The organism is Paenibacillus sp. NFR01 (assembly GCF_900111565.1).
In the GTDB taxonomy this organism is placed as follows: domain Bacteria; phylum Bacillota; class Bacilli; order Paenibacillales; family Paenibacillaceae; genus Paenibacillus_AQ.
The window spans coordinates 1,141,654-1,167,752 of sequence record NZ_FOIK01000001.1 but is presented as its reverse complement, the minus strand read 5'-3'; the positions used below and the strand labels follow the sequence as shown (position 1 = coordinate 1,167,752).

Here is a 26,099-nt window from a genome sequence, read left to right as displayed (position 1 = left end):
TCAATACGTAAGAGATCAATGGATTGTTGTCCGCACGTAAAGACCGCATCCGCCTAATTTGGTATAATCTTGATAAGTTAAAGAGAAGGGAGCACTGGCACTAATGACAACCGCCTTGTTAATTATTGATGTTCAGGAAGCGATGTTTGCGTACCCGGGAATGGAGCCGTACGACAAAGAGGGGGTCATCGGCAGAATCCAATCCTTGCTTACCAAAGCCCGCACCAGCGGAACGCCCGTGATTTACATTCAGCATACGGAGGATGGCGACAGCGAGTTTGCCAAAGGAACGCCGACCTGGGAGATCAACCATTTGATCGCTCCGCAGGAAGGAGAGACGGTGATTGAGAAATCCGTCTGTGATTCCTTCCATCACACGACGCTGGATGAGGAGCTGAAGCGGCGGGGAATCACCGAACTGGTGATTTGCGGCATGCAGTCGGATTATTGCGTCGATACGACGACACGCCGGGCGTTTACAATGGGTTACCGGCCGATCCTGGTAGCCGACGCGCACAGTACGTTCGACAACGGCATTTTGTCCGCTGGCGATATCGTGAAACATCACAACCTCGTGCTGGAAGGCAGCTTCGCCGTGCTCAAGCCGGAGAGCGAGGTCGAGTTTGCGTGAACCCCGCCTTTTCTGCGATGAAGCCCATTCGAAGATCGCGAATGCGCCTGTTTTTTGGTAAACGGTATTTTACCTGGAAAAGATACGGCATCTGGCTTACGAACAGCAGAAAACGCGCGACACGCCGCGAACCTAATGCCTTGCCGGAGCTGGCCTTCTCCCACGCAACGCCGCTGCTGCGCCGTCTTCGGGGCGTGGACATGCAGCTTCAGCATAATAAAATCGTCAACCTTCGCCTCGCCGCTGCCCGGTTGGACGGCCTTATGATCCGTCCCGGCGAAACCTTCTCCTACTGGCGCACCATCGGTAAGCCGTCCCGGCGCAAAGGGTATGCCGACGGCATGGTGCTGCACTACGGCAGCTACCGGTCCGGGCCGGGCGGCGGCCTGTGCCAGCTCTCCAACCTGATCTACTGGATGACGCTGCATACGCCGCTTACCGTAACGGAACGCCACCGTCACAGCTACGACGTTTTTCCCGACGAGAAGCGGACCCAGCCGTTCGGCAGCGGGGCGACCTGTTCATATAACTATCTGGATCTCGGGATCCGCAACGATACGGACCAGGTGTATCAGCTCAAGATTTGGCTGGATGAGACGCATTTGCAAGGCGAATGGCGATGCGAACAAACGCAGCTGTATCATTATGAAGTCTACGAGAGCGAACATGCGATTTCGCTGCAGCCCTGGGGCGGTTATGTCCGCAGCAACAAGATCCGACGCAAAATTTGGACCCGTTCGGGCGAGCGGGCAGGCGACGAAGCGGTCGCCGAAAATCATGCCTTAATGATGTATTCGCCGCTGCTGACGAACGCTTAATTGCGCCGAAGCGGATAATTCCGGGGAATTGTGGGTTATATAACAGGTGACACCTCAACTTCCGAAGGAGTGATCGCGGCATGAAGGCAGTTACTTATCAGGGAAAGACGAAAATCGAAGTGAAGGACGTTCCTGACGCGAAGCTGGAGAAAAAGGATGACATCCTTGTACGCATTACATCGACGGCCATCTGCGGCTCCGACCTGCATATTTATAACGGGGAAATTCCCGGAATGTACGATAATTACATCATCGGTCACGAGCCGATGGGGATTGTGGAAGACGTCGGGCCGGAGGTGACTAAGGTCAAAAAAGGCGACCGTGTAATCATTCCATTCAACGTGGCCTGCGGTGAATGCTTTTTCTGCAAAAATCAGATGGAAAGCCAATGCGACCATGCCAACGAAGCGAAGGATACCGGCGGATATCTCGGATATTCCGATTCGTACGGAGGTTTTGCCGGCGGACAAGCGGAGCTCTTGCGGGTGCCTTACGGGAATTTCGGGCCTTTTGTCATTCCTGAAGATGCGGAGATGGAAGACGAGAAGCTGCTTTTCTTGTCGGACATCGTGCCTACGGCATGGTGGGGCGTGGAGAACGCGGGCGTAAAGCCGGGCGATACCGTCATTGTGCTGGGCTGCGGGCCGGTCGGGCTGCTGACGCAGAAATTCGCCTGGATCAAGGGCGCCAAGCGGGTCATCGCGGTCGATCACGTTCCGTACCGGTTGCAGCATGCCAAGCAAAAGAACAACGTTGAAATTTTCAATTTCGAGAAAATCAAGGATTTTGAGAAGCACATGAAGGAAATTACAAATGGCGGCGCCGATGTGGTCATCGACTGCGTCGGACTGGATGCCAAGAAAACGGTGATGGAACGCATCGAGACCAATCTCATGCTGCAGGGGGGCTCGCTCGGGGCGTTTCGGATGGCGGTGGATATCGTCCGCAAATTCGGTACGATCCAGCTGGTTGGCGTCTACGGGCTGACGTACAATATGTTCCCGCTGGGCAACTTGTTCGAGCGTAACATTACGCTGAAGATGGGACAGGCGCCGGTTATCCATTACATGCCGGAGCTGTACAAGATGATCAAAGAGGGAATATTTGACCCGACCGACATCATTACGCACCGGCTTCCGATCAGCAGAGCGGAGCATGGCTATCATGTTTTTAACGACAAGGAAGAAGACTGTATCAAGGTCATACTTAAGCCATAGGTATGGGAATGATGGATTGGCCGTAAAAGGCACGGTTCTCCGCGTTGCTGCGGGTGACTGTGCCTGTTTTCATTTTCGGCGAAAAAATGCTGCTTTTTTTCACGAATTACGTTAAATTTACATAGTACACTTTACCCGGAAAGGACACCGCCCGTGAAATCTCAAAAATCTCCGCTCCCGGTTCCGCTGCTGATGCTGATCGGAATTATCGCTATTTCGTTTTCTTCTATTTTTATCAAATGGTCGTCCGCACCGGCTTCCGTTCAGGGCATGTACCGGCTGCTGTTCACCTCGCTGCTGATGCTGCCGTTTGCCCGCAAATACGGAGGCAGCGTCAAACGTCTGACCTTGAAAGACTGGCTGCTGCTGATCGGCTCCGGATTGATGCTGGCGCTGCATTTTCTGCTGTGGATGGGCTCGCTGAAATACACCTCCGTGGCAAGCTCGACGATGATCATGGCGCTGGAACCGGCATTTATCATGCTGGGGGCTTATGTACTATATAAGGAAAAATCGGGCGTTGCCGCCATTCTCGGATTATTGATCGCCATCGTCGGGGTTGTCTTCATCGGCTGGGGCGATATCGGTTTATCTGCCGATAATTTGAAAGGGGACCTGCTATCTGTCGGCGGTACTGCGGCGGTTGCTGTTCATCTGATGCTCGGCCAGCGACTTGTAGCCCGAATGCCCTCTTACTTGTACAGTCTGATGGTGTTCTTGACGGCCGCGTTTGCGTTTGCCGTATATAATGGGGCTGCCGGAATCCCGTTTTTTGATTATCCGCCGAAGGAATGGGGAATTTTTGTATTGTTGGCCGTCGTACCGACCGTGTTCGGCCATATCCTGTTTAACTGGCTGCTGCAATACGCTTCGGCGACCACCGTATCCATGAACATTCTTGGCGAACCTGTCGGCGCAAGCATTCTCGCGTTTCTGCTTCTTGGGGAACAGCTCAGCGCGATTCAGTGGATTGGCGGCATTCTCGTCACCGGCGGCCTCGCTTACTACTTATATTCGGGACGTAAGCCGGCAACCGCTATCCAGGAGCCGCTGCAAAATGCTTCATAGGGTTAATAATATAATAAACAAGGGGTATTTAATGCCATGAATGAAATAAATAACGGTACACCGGAAATCAGCCGTTCCAGTGAAGAACTGTGGAATGAAGATACGTATGCCGCATGGGTTGGGCGTTTCGGGACGCCTGCGGAGGCTGCAGCGAAACTCGTAAAGGCTCCCGCAGCAAAACTTGCGCCTCTGCTGCATTATCTGGGAGAGGTGAAAGAGAAGCACATCATGAATTTGATGGGTTCGAACGGCATCAAAGCCGTGGCGCTCGGGCTGCTGGGCGGAAAGGTAACGGTCGCGGATTTCTCCGAAGCGAATGGACGTTACGCAGAGGAATTGGCGAAGGAAGCGGGGATTGACCTGGAGTATATCGTATCCGACGTACTGAAGCTGCCTGCAGCGCTTGAGGGGAAATACGATACCGTGTTTGCGGAAATGGGGATCGTGCACTATTTTACCGACTTGGCGCCGTTCATGGAGACGGCGCTCCGGCTGCTTGCTCCGGGCGGGAGGTTTGTGCTCCGCGATTTCCATCCGGTCACGACGAAGCTGATTTCTTCCAGAGGATCGACGGCCAAAGTGCGGAAGCATAAGGTTGACGGTGACTACTTCGATACGACGCTCGAGGAGAAAATCATCTCCTATGCCAAATATTTGCCTTCCGGCGCGCTTGCGGGGGAGACGGAGCAGCGCGTCGTTCATTGGCGGCGCTGGACGTTAGGCGAAATCGTCACCGCGGCCGCCGCCGGCGGGTTGATGATCCGCAAACTGATTGAAGAACCGAATTTATCTTCGGATGTCTATGACAAAGGCATTCCGAAGGCATTCGCCCTTATCGCAGAAAAGCAGAAATAATTACTGAGGTTCGAAACTTAATCGGACGATAAAAAGCCGGTATTCCGCGTTTATCCCTTATGGATAGACGCCGGAATACCGGCTTTTTCTTAAGCTGGGGCAGCAGCACTCAGTGTGCAGGCTGAGCGGCCGCAAGCTCCACGAATGCTTCCTGCAGCGGCGTCAGCGTATAGTCTTTCTGCCAGGCAAGAACAGAGGAGATCGGGCCGGGCGATTCTCCGGGGAGGGAGGCAAAGGCGAGCGTTCCGGCTTCAAGCTCGTTTTTAATCGCGTTTTTGGGCAACAGGCCGATGCTTCGGCCTTCGCGGAGCGTGCGTTTTAGCACCTCCGGCGAATTGACCGCCATATGGCCCAGGATTCGAACATCGTTCAGTGTCGCCCATTTCGCCGTCATGTCGCGGAGAAAGGAGCGGGGCTCATGTTCGATCCACAGCTCGCGCGCGGCTTGCTCCGGAGAGAGGTGCTGCTCTTTACGGATCGGATGATCCGGAGCAAAAACAAGCACCGGCTCGTCCACGGCCACTATACGAGTATTAAAGAAGTAATCCTCGTACTCCGCTACCTCGAGCACGCCTAGCTGGATCTCCTGCGCGCGCAGCCGCTCCCGAATGAGATGCCCGGATTGGACGGTGAGGGCAAGATCAAGTCCCGGATACATTTCAGCGAAACGGGACAAAATTTTGGGAAGCACGTAATTGCCGGAGACCTGGCTGGCTTCGAGTACTAGCGTACCGGTGGTCAACGAGGTAAATTGCTTCATGTTGCGTTCCGCTTCCGCGGTCAAAGCAACGATTTTCACTGCGTACTGATATAGCGATTTGCCGGCGTCGGTCAGCAGCACGCGGCCGCTGCGGTACTGGAAGAGCGAGACACCCAGCTCGGTTTCCAGGCTTTTCATATGAAATGAAACGGTAGGCTGCTTTAAGCCAAGCTCCGCAGCGACTTCGGTGACCTTCTTGTATTTTTCAATTAGAACGATGATTTGCAGCTTCACAATATTCATGAATTTCCTCCGGGACTCTAACGATCTGTTAATAAATGTAGGATCGAAATAGAAATAATCTATTTAACTATATATAAATTATTATAATATTTATCTTTCAATTTACAAAGAAAAAACAATTAGCTGACGAACGGGCCCTAAAATAAGAAATGTCAGAACGGTGCTGACAAGGTGCGGCAGCTTCTGAAAAGCATTTGTAACTATCATAAATCCGTGCGGCATTTCAGCAAGCACAAACCATTTTAGAAGGAGACTAAACAACAATGAAACTCAGAAAATCTTGGATTATGGCTTTGGCACTCACCAGTGTGGTGGCTCTTTCGGCTTGCGGCAACAACAACGGCAACAATACGGGAAACAATAGCACGGGCAACAATGCTGCGGCAACCAATGCTCCTGCCGGCAACAGCGGCGCGGAACTGAGCGGCTCGATTCTTGCTTCCGGCTCCACGGCATTGCAACCGCTCGTTGAACAAGTAGCGGAGAACTTTATGAATGAGCATTCCGGCGTAGATATCCAAGTGCAAGGCGGCGGTTCCGGTACAGGTCTTACGCAAGTGGCCGAGAAGCAAGTAGACATCGGTAACTCCGACGTATTCGCTGAAGAGAAATTGAAAGACGCCGACGCCGAAAAAGCGAAAGCGCTCATTGACCATCAAGTAGCTGTTGTTGCGATTGCAGCGGTAACTCACCCGGATGCAGGCGTTGACTCGCTGACGAAGCAACAACTGGTTGATATTTTCACAGGTAAAGTAACGAACTGGAAAGAAGTTGGCGGCGCAGACCAAAAAATCCAAATCATCAACCGTCCTAGCAGCTCCGGTACCCGCGCTACGTTCGAAGGTTTTGCCCTGGGAACAAAGACTGAAGACCTTCCAGGCTCCATCCAAGAAGACTCTTCGGGTACTGTTAAGAAAATGATCGCTGAAACTCCTGGAGCCATCGGCTACCTGGCTCTGTCTTACCTCGACGATACCGTTAAAACGATCAATTACGACGGCGTAGAGCCATCCGTTGACAACGTGGTATCCGGTAAATATCCGGTGTGGGCTTACGAGCATATGTACACGAACGGCGAACCGAACGAAACCGTTAAAGCATTCCTGGACTACATCATGACAGACGAAGTGCAAAACGGCGACGTGGTAGACCTCGGTTACATCCCGGCTTCCCAAATGCAAGTATCCCGTGACGTTAGCGGAACGGTAACAACGAAGTAATTTCGGTTCTCCAAAGTTTCACAAGAATTTATGTGAAAAGAGGCGGATACACTCTGCCTCTCTTTTCACTTTAGAAAGAGGGAGCATCTTTGACTGTAAATCCAAAGAAAAAACGGATTGAAAAACATCATATCGAAGATATGATTGGACGCAGTTACATGTCCTTATGCGTTCTTTTACTTATTATCATCATTGTATCAATGGTGTATTTTGTTGCGTCCAAGGGGATCTCGACGTTCACTTCGGGCGATGCGACCGTCGGTGAGTTTTTGTTCGGCACCAAATGGTCTCCTGACGGAGACACGCCTTCGTTCGGCGCGCTGCCGTTTATTTCGGGCTCCTTCCTGGTCACGCTGCTGGCTGCGCTCATTGCCAGTCCGCTCAGCATCTGCGCCGCGCTGTTTATGACCGAGATCGTGCCGGGCTGGGGGAAAAAGCTGCTGCAGCCTGTCATCGAACTGCTGTCGGGGATTCCGTCGGTCGTGTACGGCTTCGTTGGCCTAAGCGTTATCGTTCCGTTTCTGCGGAATACGTTTCCGGGGCAGGGGATCGGCGTTGCTGCGGGTGCGCTGGTGCTGTCGGTGATGATCCTCCCGACCATTACGAGCGTCGCCGCCGACGCGCTGGCCGCGCTGCCGCCGAATTTGAAGGAATCCTCGTTCGCCTTGGGCGCAACCCGCTGGCAGACGATTTCCCGCGTGATTCTGCCTACAACTTTCCCGTCGATCATGACGGGGGTGGTCCTGGGGATGGCACGGGCCTTCGGCGAAGCGCTGGCTGTGCAGATGGTTATCGGCAACGCGCCGTTCGTTCCGCATTCGCTGTTCCAATCGGCTTCGACCCTGACCAGCGTCATAACGCTCGGCATGGGGAACACGACCATGGGCTCGGCTCACAATAATGCGCTTTGGAGCATGGCGCTCGTGCTGATGCTGATGACGTTTGTGTTCGTGCTCCTCGTAAGAATGCTCGAAAGGAGAAATAAGATTTGAAGCCGAGAACTGCTGATAAAATCGCTACCTTTGTCATTGTCTTTTTCGCCCTGATTATCGTTGCTATCCTGGTGGGGCTCTTGGGTTACATTCTTGTCCGGGGGCTTAGTCATGTAAGCTTCGACTTCCTGACCTCCGCACCGCAAAAAATCCGGGCTGGCGGCGGTATCGGACCACAATTGTTCAATTCCTTGTTCCTGCTAGTCCTGACGCTGATAATTACTGTGCCGCTCGGGCTCGGCGCCGGCATCTTTATGGCGGAATACGCGCGTCCCGGCAAATTAACGGACTTTATCCGTCTTATCGTCGAAGTGCTGTCGTCCTTCCCGTCGATTATCGTCGGTCTGTTCGGCCTTCTGCTGATCGTAAACTATTTCAATCTTGGGTTCTCGCTCATCTCCGGCGCACTTGCGTTGACGGTCTTTAACCTGCCGCTGATGGTACGGATCACGGAGCAGGCGTTCCGTACGGTGCCAAAGCAGCAGAAGGAAGCCGGTTTTGCCCTCGGATTATCGAAGTGGAAAATCGTAACCTCCGTGCTGCTGCCGGTTGCACTGCCTACCATCATTACCGGCACGATCCTGTCCGCCGGCCGCGTCTTCGGGGAAGCGGCGGCTCTGATGTTTACGGCGGGGATGAGCAGCCCGCGGCTGGATTTCAGCAACTGGAATCCGCTCGACAACAATTCGCCGCTGAACCCGTTCCGCCCGGCTGAGACGCTCGCGGTGCATATCTGGAAGGTCAACAGCGAAGGTCTGGCTCCGGATGCTGTGCAAATCGCAGCCGGCGCCTCGGCGGTGCTGGTGATCACCGTATTGATCTTTAACCTGGCGGCCCGATACTTCGGCCGGTTCATTTATCGCAAGCTGACGGCATCCAAACGGATGAATTAGGTTTTATTTAACCTTTAGGAGGAATTATCATGGGGATCGCAGAAGCACCGGCACGGGAATCATTTCAAACGGAAGATTTGAGCATTTTTTATGGAAGCTATGAAGCGGTTAAGGGTATCAGCCTTCCCTTCGGCGAAAATACGGTGACAGCGCTGATCGGGCCTTCCGGCTGCGGTAAATCGACCTTCCTGCGTTCGCTGAACCGGATGAACGACGAAATCTCCGGCTCAACCACGAAGGGCAGCATCTGGATCGACGGCGTCGATATCAACGATCCGGGTACGGATGTCATCAAACTTCGCCAGAAGATCGGCATGGTATGGCAGAAGCCAAACCCGTTCTATAAATCGATCTATGACAACATCGCCTTCGGCCCAAGATACCACGGCATTAAAGGCAAACAGGCGCTCGACGAAATCGTCGAAAGCAGCTTGCGCCGCGCCGCCTTGTGGGATGAAGTCAAAGATCGCCTGAAGGATTCCGCGCTTGCGCTCTCCGGCGGCCAACAGCAGCGCTTGTGCATCGCCCGTGCGCTGTCGGTTAACCCGCAAATCCTGCTGCTCGACGAACCGGCATCCGCGCTTGATCCGGTGTCGACCGGCAAAGTGGAAGAGCTGATCAAGGAATTGAAGGAAGATCTGCGCATCGTTATCGTAACGCATAACATGCAGCAGGCTGCCCGGATCTCCGACTACACTGCTTATTTCTACCTGGGTTCGCTTGTAGAGTATGGCAAAACCGAGAAGCTGTTCAGCAACCCGGACAACCAAATGACCCAAGAATACATTATGGGCCGGTTCGGCTGATTCCAGATTAATGAGCAAAAAAGCATCCGTGAGGGTGCTTTTTTTATGGCCGAAGTACGGGTGAAACTGATACATTGAAATCAGCGGCTAGAAAAAAATGGGGGAGAGGAACTACTATGGAGAAGAAAGAGACCCAAAAGGAAATGAAGAAATCAAATCTCCAAAGAAGCCTGTGGGCAACGTTGGTGTGGGCGGCGGTGATGCTGCTCTGGGACGGACTGGAACCGGGTAAATTCGATGTGAGAGAAAAGTCTGCTAAGCACGCTGGTTGGGTCGGTTGTGTTCTTCCTGTGCATTCTTGCCTTAATGACGTTTACCGTGAAGCGCTCAAACAAAAAGACGCCTTAGGCTCAAGGAACAGAAAATGCCCCCTTGAAAAACTAATTTAATTAGTTTATTATTTAACTATTAACATTAGTTTTTATGGAGGGATATTCATGAGAATCCGCCAATACGAGCACCTATATCAATTGACCTGGATGCCAAAGCTGTTTCCGGTCAACTGTTACCTTGTGGAAGAGGAAGACGGCTTGACACTTATTGATGCCGGGATGGGCTTTTGTGCAAAAGGAATCCTGCGAACCGCCGCGGAGCTGGGCCGTCCGATAACCCGAATCGTGCTCACCCATGGTCATGGCGATCATGTCGGGGCACTGGATTCGCTGGTTAGGCTGCTACCGGAAGCCAAGGTGTACATCTCCGAACGGGATGCCCGCCTCCTGGCCGGTGACCGTTCGCTGCTGCCCGGTGAAGTGCAAATGCCCGTTAAAGGGGCGGTGCCCAAAAATGTCCGTACGCGCGCGGATGTATTGCTCCGCGAAGGCGACCGGATCGGCGCTTTGACGGCTTTGAACTCGCCCGGACATACGCCGGGGTCCATGTCCTTCCAGGATACCCGGACCGGCGCGCTGATTGCCGGAGATGCTTACCAGACGTTTCGCAGGACGGCGGTGTCAGGGACCATCGTCCCCGGATTCCCGTTTCCGGCCATGGCAACCTGGCATAAGGAGAGCGCCTTGGACAGTGCTCTGAAGCTGCTGAAGACCAAGCCGACGCTCCTGGCCGTCGGCCATGGCGATATGATTGCAGAGCCGGCGCGGGCAATGGAATCAGCGATCGCACAGGCAGCGCGGCTGCTCGGGAAGGAGCTGGCGTAATGTCTCCGAGAGCCGGGTTGGATGAGCTGACCATCGTCGAAGCCGCCGCACAATTGGCCGACGAGCAGGGGATTCAGGCGGTGACGCTGGCCGCGCTTGCGGCCAGGCTGGGCGTGCGGCCACCGTCATTGTATAATCATATTGCGAGCCTGGACGCGCTCCGGAGCCTTATCGCCATTCATGGGCTGGCCGAGCTGGGTGCTGAACTAGCTGCAGCATCCAGGGACAAGCGGGGTGAGGCTGCTGTAATTGCCATGAGCAAAGCTTACCTAGCGTATGCGAAGCGGCGCCCGGGCGTCTACGAAACGACGCTGCGCGCGCCTGAATCCGGCAACGCCGCCATGGAGGCGGCCAGCAGCCGGATTTTGGCTTTGATCATCGGTGTCCTGGCCGATTATGAACTTGGCGCTGTGGGTGAGCTGCATGCGGTGCGCGGGCTGCGCAGCCTCATGCATGGCTTTGCCTCACTGGAAGCTGCAGGCGCGTTCGGGATGCCTTTAGAGACGGCAGACAGTTACTCCCGCTTAATCCATGCTTTTATTACAGGAATCGGTTGCATGAAGGACGAGGCGGAACGTCAAGTCTGAATTTGTAATGGGTTCATTTGCTGGAAACCTTAGGAGGCGCGTTATGGAGAACACGGGGATGAAGCAGGTTGTTACGTATGAAGAGATGGCTGAAGTTTTGAACCGGATGGGTATCATTCCGCTCGCGGGCTTGATTCCGGAGCATCCTTCGCTGAATGGTCTAACCAAGGAAGAGAACTGGCATACCGGATCGGAGCAGGACCCTTGGGGCTGGCGGGTCCGCTTTCCGGGGGACGGACTGGCCGCATACGGAAAACTCATCAAGAAGAAAGCGGTACTGATCGCCCGCGAGTGGGTTCCGGCCTTTGCCAAAGCGATAGGAAGCGACAAGGAGCTGGAGGAACGGTACAACAGCGGGCTGGCGAGCAAGGAGTCGCTGGCGCTGATGCGAATCATCCGTGAACAGCCGGGAATCGAAACCCGCGAGCTGCGCAGCAGGGCGGAGATGAAGGCAAAAGAGAGCAAGACAACATTCGAGAATGCTCTTACGGAGCTTCAAGGCAATTTCGATATCGTCATTTCAGGTGTAAAAGCTCGCATTAACGCCGAAGGCGAGGAGAGCGGATGGAAGAGCACGTCCTATGAACCTGCTGATATCTGGATGGTGCAGAACGGGATAGAGCCGTTTGAAGGAACAAGAGAAGAGGCGATCGTCTGGCTGCGCGGGCATATGGAATCCTCGTGGACGCGAGAGGCGGTCCGCTGGATCGAAAAAGCGTTGGCGTTCTAAATGGTGGGTTAACGCCAATACGGCCAATCTTCTCCGATAGGGGAGATTGGCCGTAAGCGTTTTCGAAAATGGACTACTCAAGCATCGGCGCCAAATAAGCGACCAGGAAATATAAAAAGCCGAATAGTAGCATGACATAGGCTGTGTATTTTATCGCGTTGGAGGCAGCAATGCTCGCTTCGGTCGGCGTTTTGGCCTCCGTTCGAGCGGCTTCGGGTTGTTCCCTATCCTGGAACATCGATTCTTTCATCGGTAACCCTCCTCACCAATAATTCAAGATGTATCCTAATAATATTGTGGCATAATTGTGAACTAAATTCAACAATTATGTGAATAAAATTCGGAGTAATCTTCAAAAATATATAGTTAACCATATTAATCGGAGTTGTTAATCACATTAAATGACTCGAAAAAGCCCCGCATCTCCACAAAATGGAGGCACGGGGCTGAAAATGTTGCTCTATCGATTAAGCCCAATCACCGGAACGGAAGATCGGCTCTGCGGTGCCGTCGTCCAGGATGCCGTCGATATTCATGTCTGCAGAACCCATCATGAAATCGACGTGGGTCAAGCTTTGGTTCATCCCCCGTTCGGCGAGCTGTTCCTTGCTCATGCTGATTCCGCCTTGCAGGGTGAATGCATAAGCGGCGCCGAGCGCCAGATGGCAGGAAGCATTCTCGTCAAACAATGTCGTGTAGTAGAGGATGCCGCTCTCGGAGATCGGCGAGTGATACGGAACGAGCGCGACCTCACCGAAGGAGACAGCTCCTTCGTCCATCGCTAGCAGCGCTGCGAGTGCATCATGGCCGACCTCTGCAGTGAAGTCGGTTACTTTCCCGTCCTTCAGCGTAAGGGTAAAGCGGTCAATGATATTCCCGCCGTAACTCAGCGGCTTGGTGCTGCTGACCGTGCCGTTTGCGCCGTCTTTATGCGGGGCAGTAAATACTTCCTCGGTCGGAATATTTGCCAGGAACGGCATTCCCTTACTGTTCACGGCACCGGCCTGACACCAGATATGGCCTTCCGGCAGCTCGATGGTCAAGTCCGTACCCGCAGCGGTGTAATGCAGCTTGCGGTATTTCCGTTCATTCAGCTGGTCGCAGCGGGCTTGCAGGCCGCTCAAATGCTGCTGCCAGGCTTCCACCGGATTTTCGGTATCCGCGCGGCAGGCTTTGAAGATGGCATCCCAGAGCAGACCGACTTGTTCTTCTTCCGGCGCTTCAGGGAATACCTTGGCTGCCCAGGCAGGAGAAGGGAAGGCAAGGCCGTTCCAACTGACGAAGTTGGACATCATCATTTCGCGGTAAGGCATCATAGCCTGGCCGGCCGTACGCTGGAAGTCGGCAATCCGCTGCGGGTCTACGCCGTTCAGCAGATCCGGATCGGCAGAGATGATCGTCAGGAAAGCCGCCCCGTTCCGGGCAAGATCCTCAAGCTCGTCGGCCTGCCACTTGGGCGGCATCAGGAAGCTTTCCGCCGGCGCAAGATCGTAGCGCGTGCGGGTTACTTTTTCGTCCGTATAATTAACTTTAACCCATTTGGCGCCTGCTTCATAAGCGTTGCGCACGATCAGGCGAGCCAGTTCGGCGGCGGCAATGTCGGCATTCAGCACGAGGGTTTGGCCCGGCTGGATGTTGACTCCGATTTTCACCGCAAGCAATGCGTAATTTTCCAGCTTTTGCTTAAAATCCAGCATCGATTCTCCCCCTAAATCTTAACTTTTAAAATGCCCAATTGCCTTTCAGGAAGACCGCTTCGCGCGCGCCGTCCTCGGTAATGCCGTAGATATCCATGTCGGCGGAGCCGATCATAAAGTCGACGTGGGTGACGCTGCTGTTGAGTCCGCGTTCGATCAGTTCTTCCGGCGTCATGTCTTTGCCGCCTTCAAGGCAGAAGGCGTAAGCCATGCCGATGGCCAGATGATTGGACGCATTTTCGTCAAACAGGGTGTTGTAATACAGGATTCCGGAATCGGAGATCGGCGATTGGTGAGGCACAAGCGCAACTTCGCCGAGGTACTTGGCGCCATCGTCCGTCGCCATCAGATGTTCCAGCGTATCTTGGCCTTTTTCGGCGCTGACGCCGACGATCCGCCCGTTCTCGAAGGTAATCGAGAAATTGTCGACAATGTTGCCGCCGTAACTAAGCGGTTTGGTGCTGCGGACCGTGCCGTTCACTCCGGTCTTCAATGGAGCGGTAAACACTTCTTCCGTAGGCATATTGGCTACAAAGGTGTGTCCTTTGGCATTGATGCTGTCACCCTGAGCCCAGAGATGACCTTCCGGCAGTTCGATCGTCAGATCGGTACCAGGGGCTATGTAGTGGAGTTTTTTGTACTTTTTGGCGTTCAGCACTGCGGATTTGCTCTCGAGGTTGTCCAGATGGGCTTGCCATGCGGCAACCGGATCCTCCTGATCGATGCGCACGGTGTGGAAGATGGCGTTCCAGAGCTTGTCGACCCGTTCTTCGGCCGGTACGTCAGGGAAGACTTTGTCTGCCCATGCCTGGGAAGGTACAGCAACGAGACACCAGCTGACTTTGTCCGACATCTGCAGTTCGCGGAACTTCGTCAGCGCCGTGGAACGCGTCTTCTGGTTAGCTGCGATGCGGGCCGGGTCGATGCCTTTCAATGCGTCCGGATTTTCTGCCAGTACCGACAAGAATGCGCCGCCTTCTTCGGCGAGCTCGGTCATTTCGCCGGCGAACCATTTCGGCGCTTTGGTGAATACTTCATCGGCGGCATGTTCATACTGCTGACGGGTCACAAACTCGTCATTCCAGTTCACCTTCACGAGGCCTGCGCCAGCGGCGTATGCCTTGGCCGTAATCAGCCGGATGAACTCGGCGGCGGAGACCGGCGCGCTGATGACCAGGGTTTGCCCCGGCTGGACATTGATACCGATACGTACGGCTAGATCTGCATACTTGCCAAGCTTTTCTTGAAAATCTGACATTCGTTTCCCTCCTGATAACGTATTTTTATTCTAATAGTAAATTATCAACCGCCGGATGAAAAAAGTCAATGAAGTAGGCAATGCGGCGAAACGCCGCTATCAATGATATACTATGAAGGGACGAGAGCATTGCGAAAGGATGAATGATTATGAATGTGGACATTCAAAAAGCCGAACTGAAGAGCGTAGAAGAAGGCGGATACGTCGGCCGGACCGTTTTTGCTCTGGAAGGGCATAAATTTCCTTACGAAGTTACCTTTTACAGCAAGAACGGAAGCGATTGGGACTACAGCCTGAGCTTTGCCGGAGAACCCGGAAGCGAAGAGCAATTTCTGCAGGCGGACGAGCAGTTGGAGAAAGACGACGATCTTTATAACCTGCTGTTGGATGCCGCGCTGGATACCCAGGAAGCGTAAGTACAGTCCGCAGATGTACAAAGCAAAGCCCGGAGGCAAAAGCCGTCCGGGTTGGTTCTTTTTCCGAAAGGTTGGTCAGCCGATGCTGACGGTGCCTTCGGGATAACGGAATATTTCCTTGGATTGCTGCGATTTGAAGGCATAAGCAAGCGTCAGAGGACCGGTCCGCCCGACAAACATGAGGATGATGACGAATAGTTTTCCAGCAGTGGTAAGCTCCGGAGTCAGGCTCATTGACATGCCTGCAGTACCGAATGCCGACACCGCTTCGAATAAGATGCTCAGAAAATCTGCGTGTTCCGTAACTGACAGCAGCATGGTGGCGATGACCACAAGCATCAGGGAGAGCAGGCTTATGGAGATAGCACGGTAAACGTTGTTCTTGGAGATGCGGTGCCGGAACATGACGATGTCGTCTTTGCTCCGCAGCTTCGAGTAAGCGGTAACGATCAGAATGGCGAACGTCGTGATTTTGATGCCGCCTCCGGTCGAACCCGGTGCTGCTCCGATGAACATCAGCAGAATAGTCAGGAACTGCGTCGATTCGCGAAGCGCGAGAATATCTACGGTGGCCACACCGCCCGAACGCGGGGAGATGGACTGCATGAGCGATGCCATGATTTTGCCCCCGGGATGAAGCGGAGCGAGCGTATGGCGTACTTCTAGCCAGAAGAAGATTATAGCGCCGATGACGACCAGCAGAACGGACGTGGACAGCACTACTTTGGAATGAAGCGTTAACCGTTTGCGTTTCGGCCAGTCCAGCACATCGGACAATACGATAAAACCGACTCCTCCCAGAAAAATAAGCAGCATGGTAGTTATATTCACGATTGGGTCTTCCGCATACTCGGTCAGCCCGCTGAACGGTCCGTGGATGTCTCCGAACAGGTCAAAACCGGCGTTGTTGAAGATGGAGATGCTGTGAAAAAGGCCGTAGTAGACCGCTTTGCCAACCGGCATGTCGATCAGAAACCGGCCGGCCAGCAGCGCTGCGCCGCTCAACTGGATAACCAGGGAGTAAATCAATACCCGGCGGATCAGCTTGACGATGCCTTGCATGGAGTTCTGGTTCATCGATTCCTGCAACAGCAGGCGTTCCTTGAGCGAGATCTTTTTGTTCAGCACGAGAGTGATCAGCGTTGCCATCGTCACAAAACCGAGCCCGCCAAACTGTATCAGCGTCAGAAGCACTATCTGGCCGAAAAAAGTCAGTTGGGTACCCGGATCAATCACCGCCAGACCGGTGACGCAGGTGGCTGAAGTCGCCATGAATAAAGCATCGATGAAGGACAGGTCCCGGCCTGTGCTTGAAATTGGCAAATATAGCAGTACCGTTCCCACAACTATGAGCATGACAAAGCCGATGGACAAAATTTTGGGCGGCGTCAGCTTAAGTTTCCCGTAGAATAGATTTGCCAACGACATTACCCCTGACGTAAGGATTCTATGAATGCAATGGCCCCATTATAGCATGAGCCTATAAAGTTCACGAAATCGGCAGGATAATGGCAAATTTTATCGAATACTACCTTTTGGAAGACGATTTCCAATCAGGCAAAGGAGGCATTTGTTCCCGTGACAAGTCCGATTTTGAATCAAATTGGCGGTGTGTTTGTTCCGGTAAGCGACATTGAACGTTCGAGAGACTGGTATTGCGGATTGCTTGGTCTGCCGTCGGACGGCGAAATCCTATTCGGGCATTTATTTGTCGTTCCGATGGAGGGGCCGTCGCTGGTGCTGGACAGCAAAATTTATACGCCCGAAGTGGTGCTAAAAGCCCCGGCTTTCCATTTGAATACCCTCGACATTGACCGTGCATACGATTACGTCAAGGCTAGCGGCGCCGAACTGCTGACCGATATCGAACATGACCATTGGTTTAATTTCAAGGACCCGGACGGGAATGTGCTCATGATTTGCCGAAACGGGGACGATGAATGATTGGCCAGGCGCTTGGCAAGGGGGAAGTAGAATGATGATCACACTGCGCAGGTTGATTCCAGCGGATGCGGCAGAGCTGCTAACGCTCCAGCACCGGCTGGACGATGAAACTTCGTTTATGCTGCTGGAACCCGGAGAACGGCAAAGCGGGCTTCAACAGGTTCAGGACATGATACAAGGTTTTGAACGGGCGGACAACTCCATCCTGATCGGAGCGGAAGCGGACGGCAAGCTGGCCGGCTACTTATCCTTGCGGGGCGGGAGCGTGAAGCGGAACAGGCACAGCGCCTATCTCGTCATTGGTATTCTGCAGGAGTTCCAGGGAATCGGGGTCGGTGCCGCGCTGTTTCAAGAGATGGAGAACTGGGCGAAGGGCGCAGGGCTGATCCGGCTGGAATTGACGGTGATGACGCACAACACCAAAGCTCTTGCGCTGTATGCCAAATGCGGCTTTGAAATCGAAGGAACGAAGCGGAAATCGCTGCGGATCGGCGAAGCGTGGGTCGACGAGTATTATATGAGCAAAATACTCGCCGACTGACGGCTTCGCCCGTCCGGCTTGATTATTTCTTGATTTCGACTTTATGAATCCGGTGACGGCTCATCTCGCGGACGGTCAGTTCCCAATCGCCATAAGTTATGGATTTGCCGGCTGCCGGTTCAGGCATATGGCTGTAAAGCCAGCCGCCGATGGTCGTCACTTCTTCATCAATAATGTCCATACCGGTTAATTGATTAAGCTCAAGCAGGGATACCTTGCCGTCGACTGAATAGTGGTCTTCCGCGAGCTTTTCAAATTCCTTGCGTTCATCCCCGTCGAATTCGTCGCGAATCTCGCCGACAATCTCCTCCAGAATATCCTCAATCGTAATCAGACCCGAAGTCCCGCCATATTCATCCAGCAATAAAGCGATATGAACCCGCTCCTGCTGCATGCGCGTGAGCAGGGTTTTGACCGGCATCACCTCGGATACGGTCAGCAGCGGCTGCAACAGGCTTTTGAAGTCAAAATCCGGATCGTTGTCATATTTCAAAAAGAGCTGCTTCGTATTGATCATCCCGACGATATTATCCTTGCTGCCGTCCGCTACCGGAAAGCGTGTGTATTGTTCTTTGCGGATGATGGCGAAATTGTCTTCGAGCGAATGGTTGGTGAACAGGCACACCATGTCGGTGCGCGGCACCATGATGTCTTTCGCCAGCATTTGGTCGAAGGTGAAGATCCGGTTCACATACCCGTATTCCGCTTTGTTGATTTTGCCGTTCTCATAGCTTTCGGACAAAATAAGCCGGATTTCTTCCTCGGAATGCGCATCCCCGTGCTCGCTGGCCGGCTTCATGCCAAATACGCGGACCAGCAGATTCGCCGAACCGTTCATCAGCCAGATGAGCGGATACAGCAATTTATAGAACCAGATGATTAACGGAGCGGTAAATTGACTGATTTTTTCCGGAATGTTGATCGCCGCCGTCTTGGGCGCCAGCTCGCCGACCACCACATGCAGAAACGTCGCAATCAGGAACGCCAGTATAAACGCGACCGGCTCGCTGAAGCTGTGGCTGAGATGAACCCAATCGAAAACCGGCAGCAGCAGCTGCTCGAAAGCGGGTTCCGCGAGAGCACCGATGCCCAGAGCCGTAATCGTGATACCGAGCTGGCATGCGGATAGGTATCCGTCCAGGTTGGCGGCGACTTTTTCGATCGCCAACGCGTTTTTACGGCCCTCCAGCACCATTTGGCTGATCAGGCTGCCTCTGAGCCGTACCATCGCAAATTCCGTCGCTACAAAAAAAGCGGTTAAAACAATCAAAATGGCCACCAGCGTCAAACTAAGTCCTATACCCATAAAACTGTTACCATCCCTCTCTTGGTTATAAATAAGTGCATATTCCTACAGTTTAAGTTGTTTAAAAAGAAAGAGCAATTTTTGCGCGGAGGCAATTTCTTGATTTTTGCACTTTACATCACTAATATTAGGAAAAGAAATAGATAAAATGTCGAAATTGTGAAGTCAGGAAGGGGTGGGTCGACATGAGTCATATGCAAATGCTCCGGGAACCGAAGCAGCGGAAACTGCTGCTGAGCGCAGGCATCAGCTGGATGTTTGACGCGATGGACGTGGGAATGATTTCTTTCGTCGTTGCTGCGCTGGCAAAGGAATGGTCGCTCGGACCGGATAAAATCGGATATTTAACCAGCATTAACTCGGTCGGAATGGCGATCGGCGCCGCAGCCGCGGGGATTCTCGCCGACCGTTTCGGCCGCAAGTCGGTGCTGCTGTGGACGCTGCTGGTCTTCTCGGTGGCCAGCGGGCTGTCTGCGTTTGCGGCAGGGTACGCGGTGTTATGCGTTTTGCGCTTCATCGCCGGGTTCGGGCTCGGGGGCGAGCTTCCGGTTGCCTCGACGCTCGTTTCGGAGAGCATGCCCGCCAAAGAACGCGGCCGCGCTGTCGTGCTGCTGGAAAGCTTCTGGGCCGTTGGCTGGATTGCCTCGGCGCTGATCGCTTATTTCGTCATTCCGAATTACGGCTGGCGAATCGCCTTTGTCATCGGCGCCATTCCGGCACTGTACGCGCTGGTGCTGCGACGGACCATCGACGACTCGCCGCGCTTCGCTGCGGTCAAGAGTGCGCCAGTGTCGCTCCGCAAGCGGATCGCAACCGTCTGGAATGCGGAATACCGCAAATCGACGGTGATGCTCTGGATTCTGTGGTTCACGGTTGTCTTCTCTTATTATGGAATGTTCCTGTGGCTGCCGACGGTCATGGTGCTGAAAGGCTTCAGTCTCGTGAAAAGCTTCGAGTACGTGCTGATCATGACGCTGGCCCAGCTACCTGGTTACTTTACCGCGGCTTATTTCATTGAAAAATTCGGCCGCAAGTTTGTCCTGGTTATCTATCTGCTGCTTACCGCCGGCAGTGCCGCCTGGTTCGGCAACGCGACAACGGAAGGCATGCTAATGGCGGCGGGGATTTGCCTTTCGTTCTTCAATCTCGGCGCCTGGGGCGGCATGTACGCCTACACGCCGGAGTTATATCCGACCGCGCTTCGCTCCACCGGGGCGGGTCTGGCTACCGCATTCGGGCGGATCGGCGGCATCATTGCCCCGACGCTGGTCGGCACGCTGGTCGACCGTTCGGTCCACATCAGCACGATTTTCATGCTGTTCTTCGTGACCATTATCATCGGGGCGCTCGCGGTACTGCTGCTGGGCAGGGAGACGAAAGGACTGGAGTTAAGTTAGCCGGCCATTAAGAACAATTGTTTGCCTTTCTACTTGATGTGACTCTGCCTGCAGTGCTAATATGGATAGTATGACGACGGTTCTTCACGATTTGTGAACAGAACCGTTTTTTTGTAAAACCGGGGGTTGAGAAACATGAGCCATGAACGGAACGACCCGTATTTTTCAGAGCTGGTCTTCGAGAGCACCGAACGGGAGATGCCCATTCCTCCGCGGGAATCAAGCGCAGCAGCGGTACCGAAGCCGGCCCCGGCCAAACGGACTAGCGGAACACCGGAGGTGCAGCAGCTGGCGCTGTGGGCAGAAGAACGGCGGGAGCCGGTAAAGACGACCGAAGGCGAGTTCGTCCAGCGGGCCAAAGAAATGGCGGATTACAAGGAAGCACCGGCACTGTTTGTTCCATTTAAAAGCTACTGGCCCACCTACGGCCACATGACAGGCGCCCAAAGCCGATGGTATTTCTACTGGCGCGGGGAAGTGCGGGAGGGCCGTTATCCGAAGACGGATCTATCGTATATTTTCCTGCATGTGTACGAGCTGATCAACGGCGTCGGCTGGAATGAGCCGAAGGAAGGTCTGCGGCAGCTGGAAGGACTATGGGAAGCGTACAGGGACAGCTATAAACGGCTCGATCAATATATGAGTGCGTGGATTGCGGATTTCTCGTTTGTGCACAAGCTGAACATTTCGCTCTCCCGCATTGTTGCACGCACCCGTGGACTTGCCGGCGACCTGGCAGAGATGGAACTGATGCGCTGTCTGACGACTGCTCCGGAGGAGCTGACGTTCGATGCGCTGACCATCATGTCCGACTATGACATCACCAAATCGAAATTCTACGCCGGTGAAGGAAAAATACTGGCAGAGCGCTATATTCCTCGCGTCATCGCGCTGATCAATGCCTATGTTGCGCGAAAACACGGCCAGGGTCTCATCGAGATGTTTCCGCCGGGACCGGCGGTTCCCCGCGAACGTTATCTGTTCCGCAGCGCGGTATACGATATTTCACTGTACGGCTACTCCGTGCTTGTCCCGGTTGCGCGAATCAGCAAATCCGCACCGCTGAGGAGCTTGTTTACGCGCCTGTTCCGGCTGACGGAGAACAAACTGCGCGAATTGACGGGTTACCGCGGCCGGCTGAAAGGCATCAAGATCGAAGCGGAGATGGAGGACGCCGTCTCGCGGTATCTCGAACGCGAGTTCCGCAGAGAACAGCAGGAGGCGAAAGGGCCCGCGGTCGTCATTGATCCGGAGAAGCTGACCCGCCTGGAGAACGATTCGGACATCGTCCGCGGGCTGCTGACCGTCGAAGACAGCCAAAACCCAATCGAAGAGACTGACGGAATGGCGGGGCTATCAGAGCAAACTGCAGCTGACGTGCTAGAGGCAGATATGCCGACGGAAGACATCGATAAAGATATTGTTAATGATATTAATGAATCTGTAAAGAGCGGTGAACCGGGCGTTAACTCCGGCGGTAATCCGGAATGGATGGAGTTTAACGTAGCGCTCCAGCCGCTTGAGCGAAAGGCGCTGCTGCTTCTTGCCGAAGGGGGGATCAGCGCGCTTCAACCCTTCGCGGCAGAATCAGGAACGATGGCGGAGCTATTAATTAATGATATTAATGAAATTGCGATGGAGCATCTCGGCGATCTGCTGATCGACGGAGATGAGCTGTCCGAAGAATACGAACCGTTGCTGCAATATTTGAGAGGTGAGTCGTCATGAATGAAGTGAAAATACCGAAACGCGTCACGACCGCGCTGGTCAATTCCCTGACTGCCGGCGTTGTACCGCGGATCGGCCTGGAGCATATCGCGGTCGGCCGGCTGCCCGAGGTGGAGGCCATCCTGCGCGATCTTGACAATATTGCCGAAGGCGGAGCCGCGTTCAAATTGATTACCGGACGGTTCGGCAGCGGCAAAAGCTTCCTGCTGCAAATCATCCGCAACTATGCGATGGACCGCGGGTTTGCCGTAGCCGACGCCGACTTGTCGCCGGAGCGGCGCCTCGTCGGAACGAAAGGGCAGGGGCTGGCGACCTACCGCGAGCTGATCAGCCATTTGTCGACCAAAACGCGCCCGGACGGAGGCGCGCTGGAAATCGTTCTGCAGAAGTGGATCGTTACGCTTCAGCAGGAAGCGATGCGGGACAGCGGCGCCGCGGCGGGTTCGCCGGAGCTGAGCCAGGAAGTCGAGCGGCGCATTTACGAAGCCGCTTCGCAGCTGCACGGCCTCGTGCACGGCTTCGACTTCGCCAAGGTGCTGGCCGCGTACTGGAACGGTCAGCGACTTGCCGACGACGGGCTGAAGCAGGACGCCCTGCGCTGGCTGCGCGGCGAGTTCGCCACCCGGACGGAAGCGCGGAAGGCGCTGGACGTCGGGGTCATTATCGATGACGACAACTGGTACGATTATATGAAGCTGTGGGCAGAGTTTACGGGGAACATCGGCTATCAGGGCCTCTTGCTGTTTATCGACGAAGGCGTCAATCTCTACAAGATTACGAACAGCGTCTCCCGGCAGAGCAATTACGAAAAGTTGCTGACGATGTTCAATGATACGATGCAGGGCAAAGCGGAGCGGCTCGGCATCTACATCGGCGGCACGCCGCAGTTTGTCGAAGACCAGCGGCGCGGCTTATTCAGCTATGAGGCGCTGCGCTCGCGGCTCGTAGCCGGACGTTACGGCGGAGCCGGCCTCGGCAATTTCACCGGCCCGATTATCGCCCTGCAAATGCTGTCGCACGAAGAGATCCTTGTGCTGCTGCAGAAGCTGCGGGATATTCATGCACTGCATTTCGGCTATGGCGCTGCGCTGACTCAAGCGCAGCTGGTGCATTTTATGGAAGAAGCCGTCGGCCGGCTCGGCGCCGACGAGCTGCTTACCCCGCGCGAAGTAGTGCGCGATTTCATGGATCTGCTGCATACGCTGCGCGAGCATCCGGAGCTGTCGTTCGAGCAGCTGGTCGGCGAACTGAAGGCGAAGCCGGGTGTCCCGCCAGAGGATGAACTCGACGGCCTGCTTGCGGAGTTCGACCTATGAGCGGCGGCAATCCGTTTCATCGGCTGGCGCCGTTCATCAAGGAATTCATCTACCGCAACCGCTGGGAGACGCTGCGCGAAGCGCAGGTCGATGCCTGCCGGGTGCTCTTCGATACGCCGAATCATCTGCTTATCGCTTCGGGGACGGCTTCGGGCAAGACGGAAGCCGCCTTTTTTCCGGCGCTTACAACGCTGCATGAGTCTCCCTCCACCTCGGTCGGCATCCTGTATCTCGCGCCGCTCAAAGCACTGATCAACGATCAATTCGCACGCTTGAACGATTTGCTGCGCGAAGGCAATATCCCGGTCTGGCACTGGCATGGCGATGTGCCCCAAGCCGATAAAACGAAGCTGATGCAGAACCCTTCGGGCGTTCTGCAGATTACCCCGGAATCGCTGGAGGGACTGCTGATGAACCGGCCGAACGCGATTCCTGCCCTGTTCCACGATCTGCGCTACATCATCGTGGACGAGGTGCATGCCTTCATGGGCGCGGACCGCGGCATTCAGGTGCTCAGCCAGCTGGCGCGGATCTCGCGTATGGCCGGCTGCTATCCGCGGCGCATCGGGCTGTCCGCCACGCTCAGCGACTACGCGTCGGTGACGAGCTGGCTGGCCGCCGGCACCCGCCAGGCCGTCGAAGTGTCCGCGCCGCAGGGCGGGCGCAAGCTGCGGCTGAGCATCGAGCATTTCTCGTTCCCCGACGCGCGGGACGAGGTGCAGGCCGAGCAGCTGGAGCAGGCGAAGCAGGCGTATTACGGTTTTGTCTACGATCATACGCATCTGAAAAAGGCGCTGATCTTTACGAACAGCCGCACCGACGCCGAAGAGGCGATTCTGGAGATGCGGCGCATTGCCGCGAAGCGGGAAGAGCGGGATATCTTCCATGTGCACCATGGAAGCATTTCCGCGATGCTCCGCGAGGAAGCGGAGGCCGCGCTCCGGCAAGGCCCCGGACCGGCCGTAGCCGCAGCGACGCTGACGCTGGAGCTCGGCATCGACCTCGGCGAGCTGGAGCGGGTCGTGCAGCTCGGCGCGCCGTACAGCTGCGCGAGCTTCGTGCAGCGGCTCGGCCGCTCCGGAAGGCGCGAGGACGCCGCTTCCGAGATGATCTTCGTCACCCCGGAGGAGGAAGACGAAGAGGCGCAGCTTCCGGCACGAATGCCGTGGGCGCTGCTGCGGGCCATCGCGGTGATCGAGCTGTACGTCCGCGAGAAATGGGTGGAGCCGCTGCAGGTGCGCAAGCTGCCGACCGGACTGCTGTACCATCAGACGATGAGCATCCTGAAAAGCATGGGCGAAGCGGAGCCGGAGGACCTGAAGGAAGCCGTATTAAGCCTGCCGTCCTTCAAAGGGATTGAAGACAGCGATTACGAGGCTTTCATGGAGTATATGTACGCCATGGGACATATCGAAAAGATGGATGAAGGCGGATTAATCGTCGGCCTCGGCGGCGAGAAAATCGTCAACAACTTCCGATTTTACGCGGTGTTCAAGGACGACGAAGAGCATGTCGTTTATAATGGCACCGAAGAAATCGGCTCCATTACGACCGTACCGCCGCCAGGATACTGCTTTACGCTGGCCGGCAAGCTGTGGAAGGTGGAGGAGGTCGACAACCGTCACAAGGCGGTTTATGTCAAAGGCTCGCGCGGGAAAGTCGATACGCTGTGGCTTGGCGCGGGCGGGGATGTGCATACCCGCATCATGGACAAAATCCGCAGCGTGCTCGGTGCGACCGATCTGTATCCGTACCTGGCGCCAAGTGCCGCAGCACGGCTGGAACGGGCGCGGCGGCTGGCCAAGGAAAGCGGCCTCCTGGAGCGTTCGGTGCTGCCGGCGGGCGGGGATTCCATGTTCATTCTCCCATGGGCCGGCAGCCGGCAGTTCCGCACTTTGGAGCGGATGCTGAAGAATAATCTGCGCGACCGGATGGGGCTGCGCTCCATCGTGCCGATGGAACCTTATTATATGGTAGTGGCGGGAAGAGCGGATGCCGAAACGCTGGAACGGGAGATCATGGCGGAAACCTTCGACATCCAGGACCCGATCGCGCTGCTCAAGGCGGATGAAGCGCCTTATTTAGGAAAATACGACGAGTTTATCCCGCATGACCTGCTGCGTAAGGCGTTTTCGCTGGACGGCCTGGATGTGGACGGCTTACGGGAGATTCTGAAGCATTGGCAGCGGCCGCGGACGTGATATACGTCCGGGCCGCTTTTTTCATATGCCGCAAAAATTGAAGTTTTTCGTTTATTACTGCAACTTGCTGAAAATATTTGCGAGCAACTGAAAGACACTGCATAATAATTGCGGTTCGGCGCGGAAATCCTGCATGTTTTCCCACATCCCGACAAATCATACAGTACATGATGGACCCGGGAAAGGGGAGGAGGTTTGTTTTTACTCGTAAAAATTTTGGCATCACCTAAAAAAAACAAACCTTTATTCTGTAGTTATCACCTTGTTGGAAGCGCTTAAACCGATGATAATGAACATATCACGAAGAAGGGGGCAATA

At 54.7% G+C, this 26,099-nt stretch carries 26 protein-coding genes; 20 read left to right on the top strand and 6 right to left on the bottom strand.

Annotated features, from left to right (window positions below):
• Nucleotides 1-103: 103 nt before the first annotated feature.
• The 5 genes from BMW84_RS05285 (at nt 104) to BMW84_RS05265 (ending at nt 4,589) form a co-directional block, all read left to right on the top strand.
• A complete protein-coding gene (locus BMW84_RS05285) occupies nt 104-631 on the top strand; it encodes a cysteine hydrolase family protein (protein WP_091065223.1) in 528 nt (175 codons plus the stop codon).
• 17 nt (nt 632-648) lie between these two features.
• Nucleotides 649-1,449: a VanW family protein gene (locus BMW84_RS05280; RefSeq protein ID WP_091068081.1), complete on the top strand. Its 801-nt coding sequence runs from the start codon at nt 649-651 to the stop codon at nt 1,447-1,449.
• Between the two features lie 80 nt (nt 1,450-1,529).
• Entirely contained in the window at nt 1,530-2,666 is a 1,137-nt protein-coding gene (locus BMW84_RS05275; RefSeq protein ID WP_091065221.1) for a zinc-dependent alcohol dehydrogenase, read from the top strand.
• A 153-nt stretch (nt 2,667-2,819) separates the two neighbouring features.
• Complete coding sequence (locus BMW84_RS05270; protein ID WP_091065219.1) at nt 2,820-3,734, top strand: DMT family transporter; 915 nt, start codon at nt 2,820-2,822, stop codon at nt 3,732-3,734.
• 36 nt (nt 3,735-3,770) lie between these two features.
• Nucleotides 3,771-4,589, top strand: coding sequence for a class I SAM-dependent methyltransferase (locus BMW84_RS05265; protein ID WP_091065217.1), 819 nt, complete (start codon nt 3,771-3,773; stop codon nt 4,587-4,589).
• Between the two features lie 109 nt (nt 4,590-4,698).
• Here BMW84_RS05265 and BMW84_RS05260 read toward each other — a convergent pair whose 3' ends face one another.
• Complete coding sequence (locus BMW84_RS05260) at nt 4,699-5,592, bottom strand: LysR family transcriptional regulator (RefSeq protein WP_091065215.1); 894 nt, start codon at nt 5,590-5,592, stop codon at nt 4,699-4,701.
• Nucleotides 5,593-5,855: 263 nt separating this feature from the next.
• Between BMW84_RS05260 and BMW84_RS05255 the strand changes: the two genes are divergently transcribed.
• The 8 genes from BMW84_RS05255 to BMW84_RS05220 all read left to right on the top strand — a co-directional run bounded on the left by BMW84_RS05255 (nt 5,856) and on the right by BMW84_RS05220 (nt 11,977).
• On the top strand, nt 5,856-6,812 hold the full coding sequence (locus BMW84_RS05255; protein ID WP_091065214.1) for a phosphate ABC transporter substrate-binding protein: 957 nt from the start codon (nt 5,856-5,858) through the stop codon (nt 6,810-6,812).
• A 140-nt stretch (nt 6,813-6,952) separates the two neighbouring features.
• Nucleotides 6,953-7,804, top strand: coding sequence for a phosphate ABC transporter permease subunit PstC (pstC, locus tag BMW84_RS05250; protein WP_254772935.1), 852 nt, complete (start codon nt 6,953-6,955; stop codon nt 7,802-7,804).
• Nucleotides 7,801-8,697: a phosphate ABC transporter permease PstA gene (pstA, locus tag BMW84_RS05245; protein WP_091065211.1), complete on the top strand. Its 897-nt coding sequence runs from the start codon at nt 7,801-7,803 to the stop codon at nt 8,695-8,697. The genes pstC and pstA overlap by 4 nt, the downstream gene beginning before the upstream one ends.
• Nucleotides 8,698-8,726: 29 nt before the next feature.
• Nucleotides 8,727-9,503, top strand: coding sequence for a phosphate ABC transporter ATP-binding protein PstB (gene pstB, locus BMW84_RS05240; RefSeq protein WP_091065209.1), 777 nt, complete (start codon nt 8,727-8,729; stop codon nt 9,501-9,503).
• A gap of 116 nt (nt 9,504-9,619) precedes the next feature.
• Entirely contained in the window at nt 9,620-9,892 is a 273-nt protein-coding gene (locus tag BMW84_RS05235) for a hypothetical protein (RefSeq protein ID WP_091065207.1), read from the top strand.
• Nucleotides 9,893-9,940: 48 nt separating this feature from the next.
• Complete coding sequence (locus tag BMW84_RS05230; RefSeq protein ID WP_091065205.1) at nt 9,941-10,660, top strand: MBL fold metallo-hydrolase; 720 nt, start codon at nt 9,941-9,943, stop codon at nt 10,658-10,660.
• Nucleotides 10,660-11,247 (top strand): TetR/AcrR family transcriptional regulator, encoded by a 588-nt coding sequence (locus tag BMW84_RS05225; RefSeq protein WP_091065203.1) that lies wholly within the window; start codon nt 10,660-10,662, stop codon nt 11,245-11,247. Before BMW84_RS05230 ends, BMW84_RS05225 begins: the two co-directional genes overlap by 1 nt.
• Before the next feature lie 43 nt (nt 11,248-11,290).
• The gene (locus BMW84_RS05220; protein ID WP_091065201.1) at nt 11,291-11,977 is read left to right on the top strand and encodes an AlkZ-related protein; all 687 of its coding nucleotides are present in this window, start codon (nt 11,291-11,293) and stop codon (nt 11,975-11,977) included.
• A gap of 73 nt (nt 11,978-12,050) precedes the next feature.
• Here BMW84_RS05220 and BMW84_RS24685 read toward each other — a convergent pair whose 3' ends face one another.
• The 3 genes from BMW84_RS24685 to BMW84_RS05210 form a co-directional block, all read right to left on the bottom strand.
• The gene (locus BMW84_RS24685) at nt 12,051-12,227 is read right to left on the bottom strand and encodes a hypothetical protein (RefSeq protein ID WP_175498616.1); all 177 of its coding nucleotides are present in this window, start codon (nt 12,225-12,227) and stop codon (nt 12,051-12,053) included.
• Nucleotides 12,228-12,444: 217 nt separating this feature from the next.
• Nucleotides 12,445-13,674: an aminopeptidase gene (locus BMW84_RS05215; RefSeq protein ID WP_091065200.1), complete on the bottom strand. Its 1,230-nt coding sequence runs from the start codon at nt 13,672-13,674 to the stop codon at nt 12,445-12,447.
• A 25-nt stretch (nt 13,675-13,699) separates the two neighbouring features.
• Nucleotides 13,700-14,932: an aminopeptidase gene (locus BMW84_RS05210; protein WP_091065198.1), complete on the bottom strand. Its 1,233-nt coding sequence runs from the start codon at nt 14,930-14,932 to the stop codon at nt 13,700-13,702.
• 149 nt (nt 14,933-15,081) lie between these two features.
• Here BMW84_RS05210 and BMW84_RS05205 point away from each other — a divergent pair, with 149 nt between their 5' ends.
• Nucleotides 15,082-15,348 carry a hypothetical protein gene (locus BMW84_RS05205; RefSeq protein WP_175498682.1) on the top strand — a complete coding sequence of 89 codons (267 nt, stop codon included), beginning with the start codon at nt 15,082-15,084 and terminating at the stop codon, nt 15,346-15,348.
• 75 nt (nt 15,349-15,423) lie between these two features.
• Here the strand turns inward: BMW84_RS05205 and BMW84_RS05200 are convergent, their stop codons facing one another.
• A complete protein-coding gene (locus BMW84_RS05200; RefSeq protein ID WP_091065196.1) occupies nt 15,424-16,776 on the bottom strand; it encodes a TrkH family potassium uptake protein in 1,353 nt (450 codons plus the stop codon).
• 150 nt (nt 16,777-16,926) lie between these two features.
• Between BMW84_RS05200 and BMW84_RS05195 the strand changes: the two genes are divergently transcribed.
• Together BMW84_RS05195 and BMW84_RS05190 are read left to right on the top strand one after the other, a co-directional pair.
• A complete protein-coding gene (locus BMW84_RS05195; RefSeq protein ID WP_091065194.1) occupies nt 16,927-17,292 on the top strand; it encodes a VOC family protein in 366 nt (121 codons plus the stop codon).
• Between the two features lie 31 nt (nt 17,293-17,323).
• Nucleotides 17,324-17,833, top strand: coding sequence for a GNAT family N-acetyltransferase (locus tag BMW84_RS05190; RefSeq protein ID WP_091065193.1), 510 nt, complete (start codon nt 17,324-17,326; stop codon nt 17,831-17,833).
• A gap of 22 nt (nt 17,834-17,855) precedes the next feature.
• Here BMW84_RS05190 and BMW84_RS05185 read toward each other — a convergent pair whose 3' ends face one another.
• On the bottom strand, nt 17,856-19,139 hold the full coding sequence (locus tag BMW84_RS05185; protein WP_091065191.1) for a hemolysin family protein: 1,284 nt from the start codon (nt 19,137-19,139) through the stop codon (nt 17,856-17,858).
• 185 nt (nt 19,140-19,324) lie between these two features.
• Here BMW84_RS05185 and BMW84_RS05180 point away from each other — a divergent pair, with 185 nt between their 5' ends.
• The 4 genes from BMW84_RS05180 to BMW84_RS05165 all read left to right on the top strand — a co-directional run bounded on the left by BMW84_RS05180 (nt 19,325) and on the right by BMW84_RS05165 (nt 25,781).
• The gene (locus BMW84_RS05180) at nt 19,325-20,536 is read left to right on the top strand and encodes an MFS transporter (protein ID WP_091065189.1); all 1,212 of its coding nucleotides are present in this window, start codon (nt 19,325-19,327) and stop codon (nt 20,534-20,536) included.
• A gap of 135 nt (nt 20,537-20,671) precedes the next feature.
• A complete protein-coding gene (locus BMW84_RS05175; RefSeq protein WP_091065188.1) occupies nt 20,672-22,264 on the top strand; it encodes a TerB N-terminal domain-containing protein in 1,593 nt (530 codons plus the stop codon).
• Entirely contained in the window at nt 22,261-23,580 is a 1,320-nt protein-coding gene (locus tag BMW84_RS05170; RefSeq protein WP_091065186.1) for an ATP-binding protein, read from the top strand. The genes BMW84_RS05175 and BMW84_RS05170 overlap by 4 nt, the downstream gene beginning before the upstream one ends.
• Nucleotides 23,577-25,781, top strand: a complete 2,205-nt coding sequence (locus BMW84_RS05165) for a DEAD/DEAH box helicase (protein ID WP_091065185.1) — start codon at nt 23,577-23,579, stop codon at nt 25,779-25,781. Before BMW84_RS05170 ends, BMW84_RS05165 begins: the two co-directional genes overlap by 4 nt.
• Nucleotides 25,782-26,099: the final 318 nt, after the last annotated feature.

Excerpts from the sequence above, each read along its gene's own strand:
- BMW84_RS05285 (WP_091065223.1), top strand. The coding sequence starts at position 104 with ATGACAACCGCCTTGTTAATTATTGATGTTCAGGAAGCGATGTTTGCG.
- BMW84_RS05280 (WP_091068081.1), top strand. The coding sequence starts at position 649 with ATGAAGCCCATTCGAAGATCGCGAATGCGCCTGTTTTTTGGTAAACGG.
- BMW84_RS05275 (WP_091065221.1), top strand. The coding sequence starts at position 1,530 with ATGAAGGCAGTTACTTATCAGGGAAAGACGAAAATCGAAGTGAAGGAC.
- BMW84_RS05265 (WP_091065217.1), top strand. The coding sequence starts at position 3,771 with ATGAATGAAATAAATAACGGTACACCGGAAATCAGCCGTTCCAGTGAA.
- BMW84_RS05260 (WP_091065215.1), bottom strand. The coding sequence starts at position 5,592 with ATGAATATTGTGAAGCTGCAAATCATCGTTCTAATTGAAAAATACAAG.
- BMW84_RS05255 (WP_091065214.1), top strand. The coding sequence starts at position 5,856 with ATGAAACTCAGAAAATCTTGGATTATGGCTTTGGCACTCACCAGTGTG.
- pstC (WP_254772935.1), top strand. The coding sequence starts at position 6,953 with ATGATTGGACGCAGTTACATGTCCTTATGCGTTCTTTTACTTATTATC.
- pstB (WP_091065209.1), top strand. The coding sequence starts at position 8,727 with ATGGGGATCGCAGAAGCACCGGCACGGGAATCATTTCAAACGGAAGAT.
- BMW84_RS05235 (WP_091065207.1), top strand. The coding sequence starts at position 9,620 with ATGGAGAAGAAAGAGACCCAAAAGGAAATGAAGAAATCAAATCTCCAA.
- BMW84_RS05230 (WP_091065205.1), top strand. The coding sequence starts at position 9,941 with ATGAGAATCCGCCAATACGAGCACCTATATCAATTGACCTGGATGCCA.
- BMW84_RS05225 (WP_091065203.1), top strand. The coding sequence starts at position 10,660 with ATGTCTCCGAGAGCCGGGTTGGATGAGCTGACCATCGTCGAAGCCGCC.
- BMW84_RS05220 (WP_091065201.1), top strand. The coding sequence starts at position 11,291 with ATGGAGAACACGGGGATGAAGCAGGTTGTTACGTATGAAGAGATGGCT.
- BMW84_RS24685 (WP_175498616.1), bottom strand. The coding sequence starts at position 12,227 with ATGAAAGAATCGATGTTCCAGGATAGGGAACAACCCGAAGCCGCTCGA.
- BMW84_RS05215 (WP_091065200.1), bottom strand. The coding sequence starts at position 13,674 with ATGCTGGATTTTAAGCAAAAGCTGGAAAATTACGCATTGCTTGCGGTG.
- BMW84_RS05210 (WP_091065198.1), bottom strand. The coding sequence starts at position 14,932 with ATGTCAGATTTTCAAGAAAAGCTTGGCAAGTATGCAGATCTAGCCGTA.
- BMW84_RS05205 (WP_175498682.1), top strand. The coding sequence starts at position 15,082 with ATGAATGTGGACATTCAAAAAGCCGAACTGAAGAGCGTAGAAGAAGGC.
- BMW84_RS05200 (WP_091065196.1), bottom strand. The coding sequence starts at position 16,776 with ATGTCGTTGGCAAATCTATTCTACGGGAAACTTAAGCTGACGCCGCCC.
- BMW84_RS05190 (WP_091065193.1), top strand. The coding sequence starts at position 17,324 with ATGATGATCACACTGCGCAGGTTGATTCCAGCGGATGCGGCAGAGCTG.
- BMW84_RS05185 (WP_091065191.1), bottom strand. The coding sequence starts at position 19,139 with ATGGGTATAGGACTTAGTTTGACGCTGGTGGCCATTTTGATTGTTTTA.
- BMW84_RS05180 (WP_091065189.1), top strand. The coding sequence starts at position 19,325 with ATGAGTCATATGCAAATGCTCCGGGAACCGAAGCAGCGGAAACTGCTG.
- BMW84_RS05175 (WP_091065188.1), top strand. The coding sequence starts at position 20,672 with ATGAGCCATGAACGGAACGACCCGTATTTTTCAGAGCTGGTCTTCGAG.
- BMW84_RS05170 (WP_091065186.1), top strand. The coding sequence starts at position 22,261 with ATGAATGAAGTGAAAATACCGAAACGCGTCACGACCGCGCTGGTCAAT.
- BMW84_RS05165 (WP_091065185.1), top strand. The coding sequence starts at position 23,577 with ATGAGCGGCGGCAATCCGTTTCATCGGCTGGCGCCGTTCATCAAGGAA.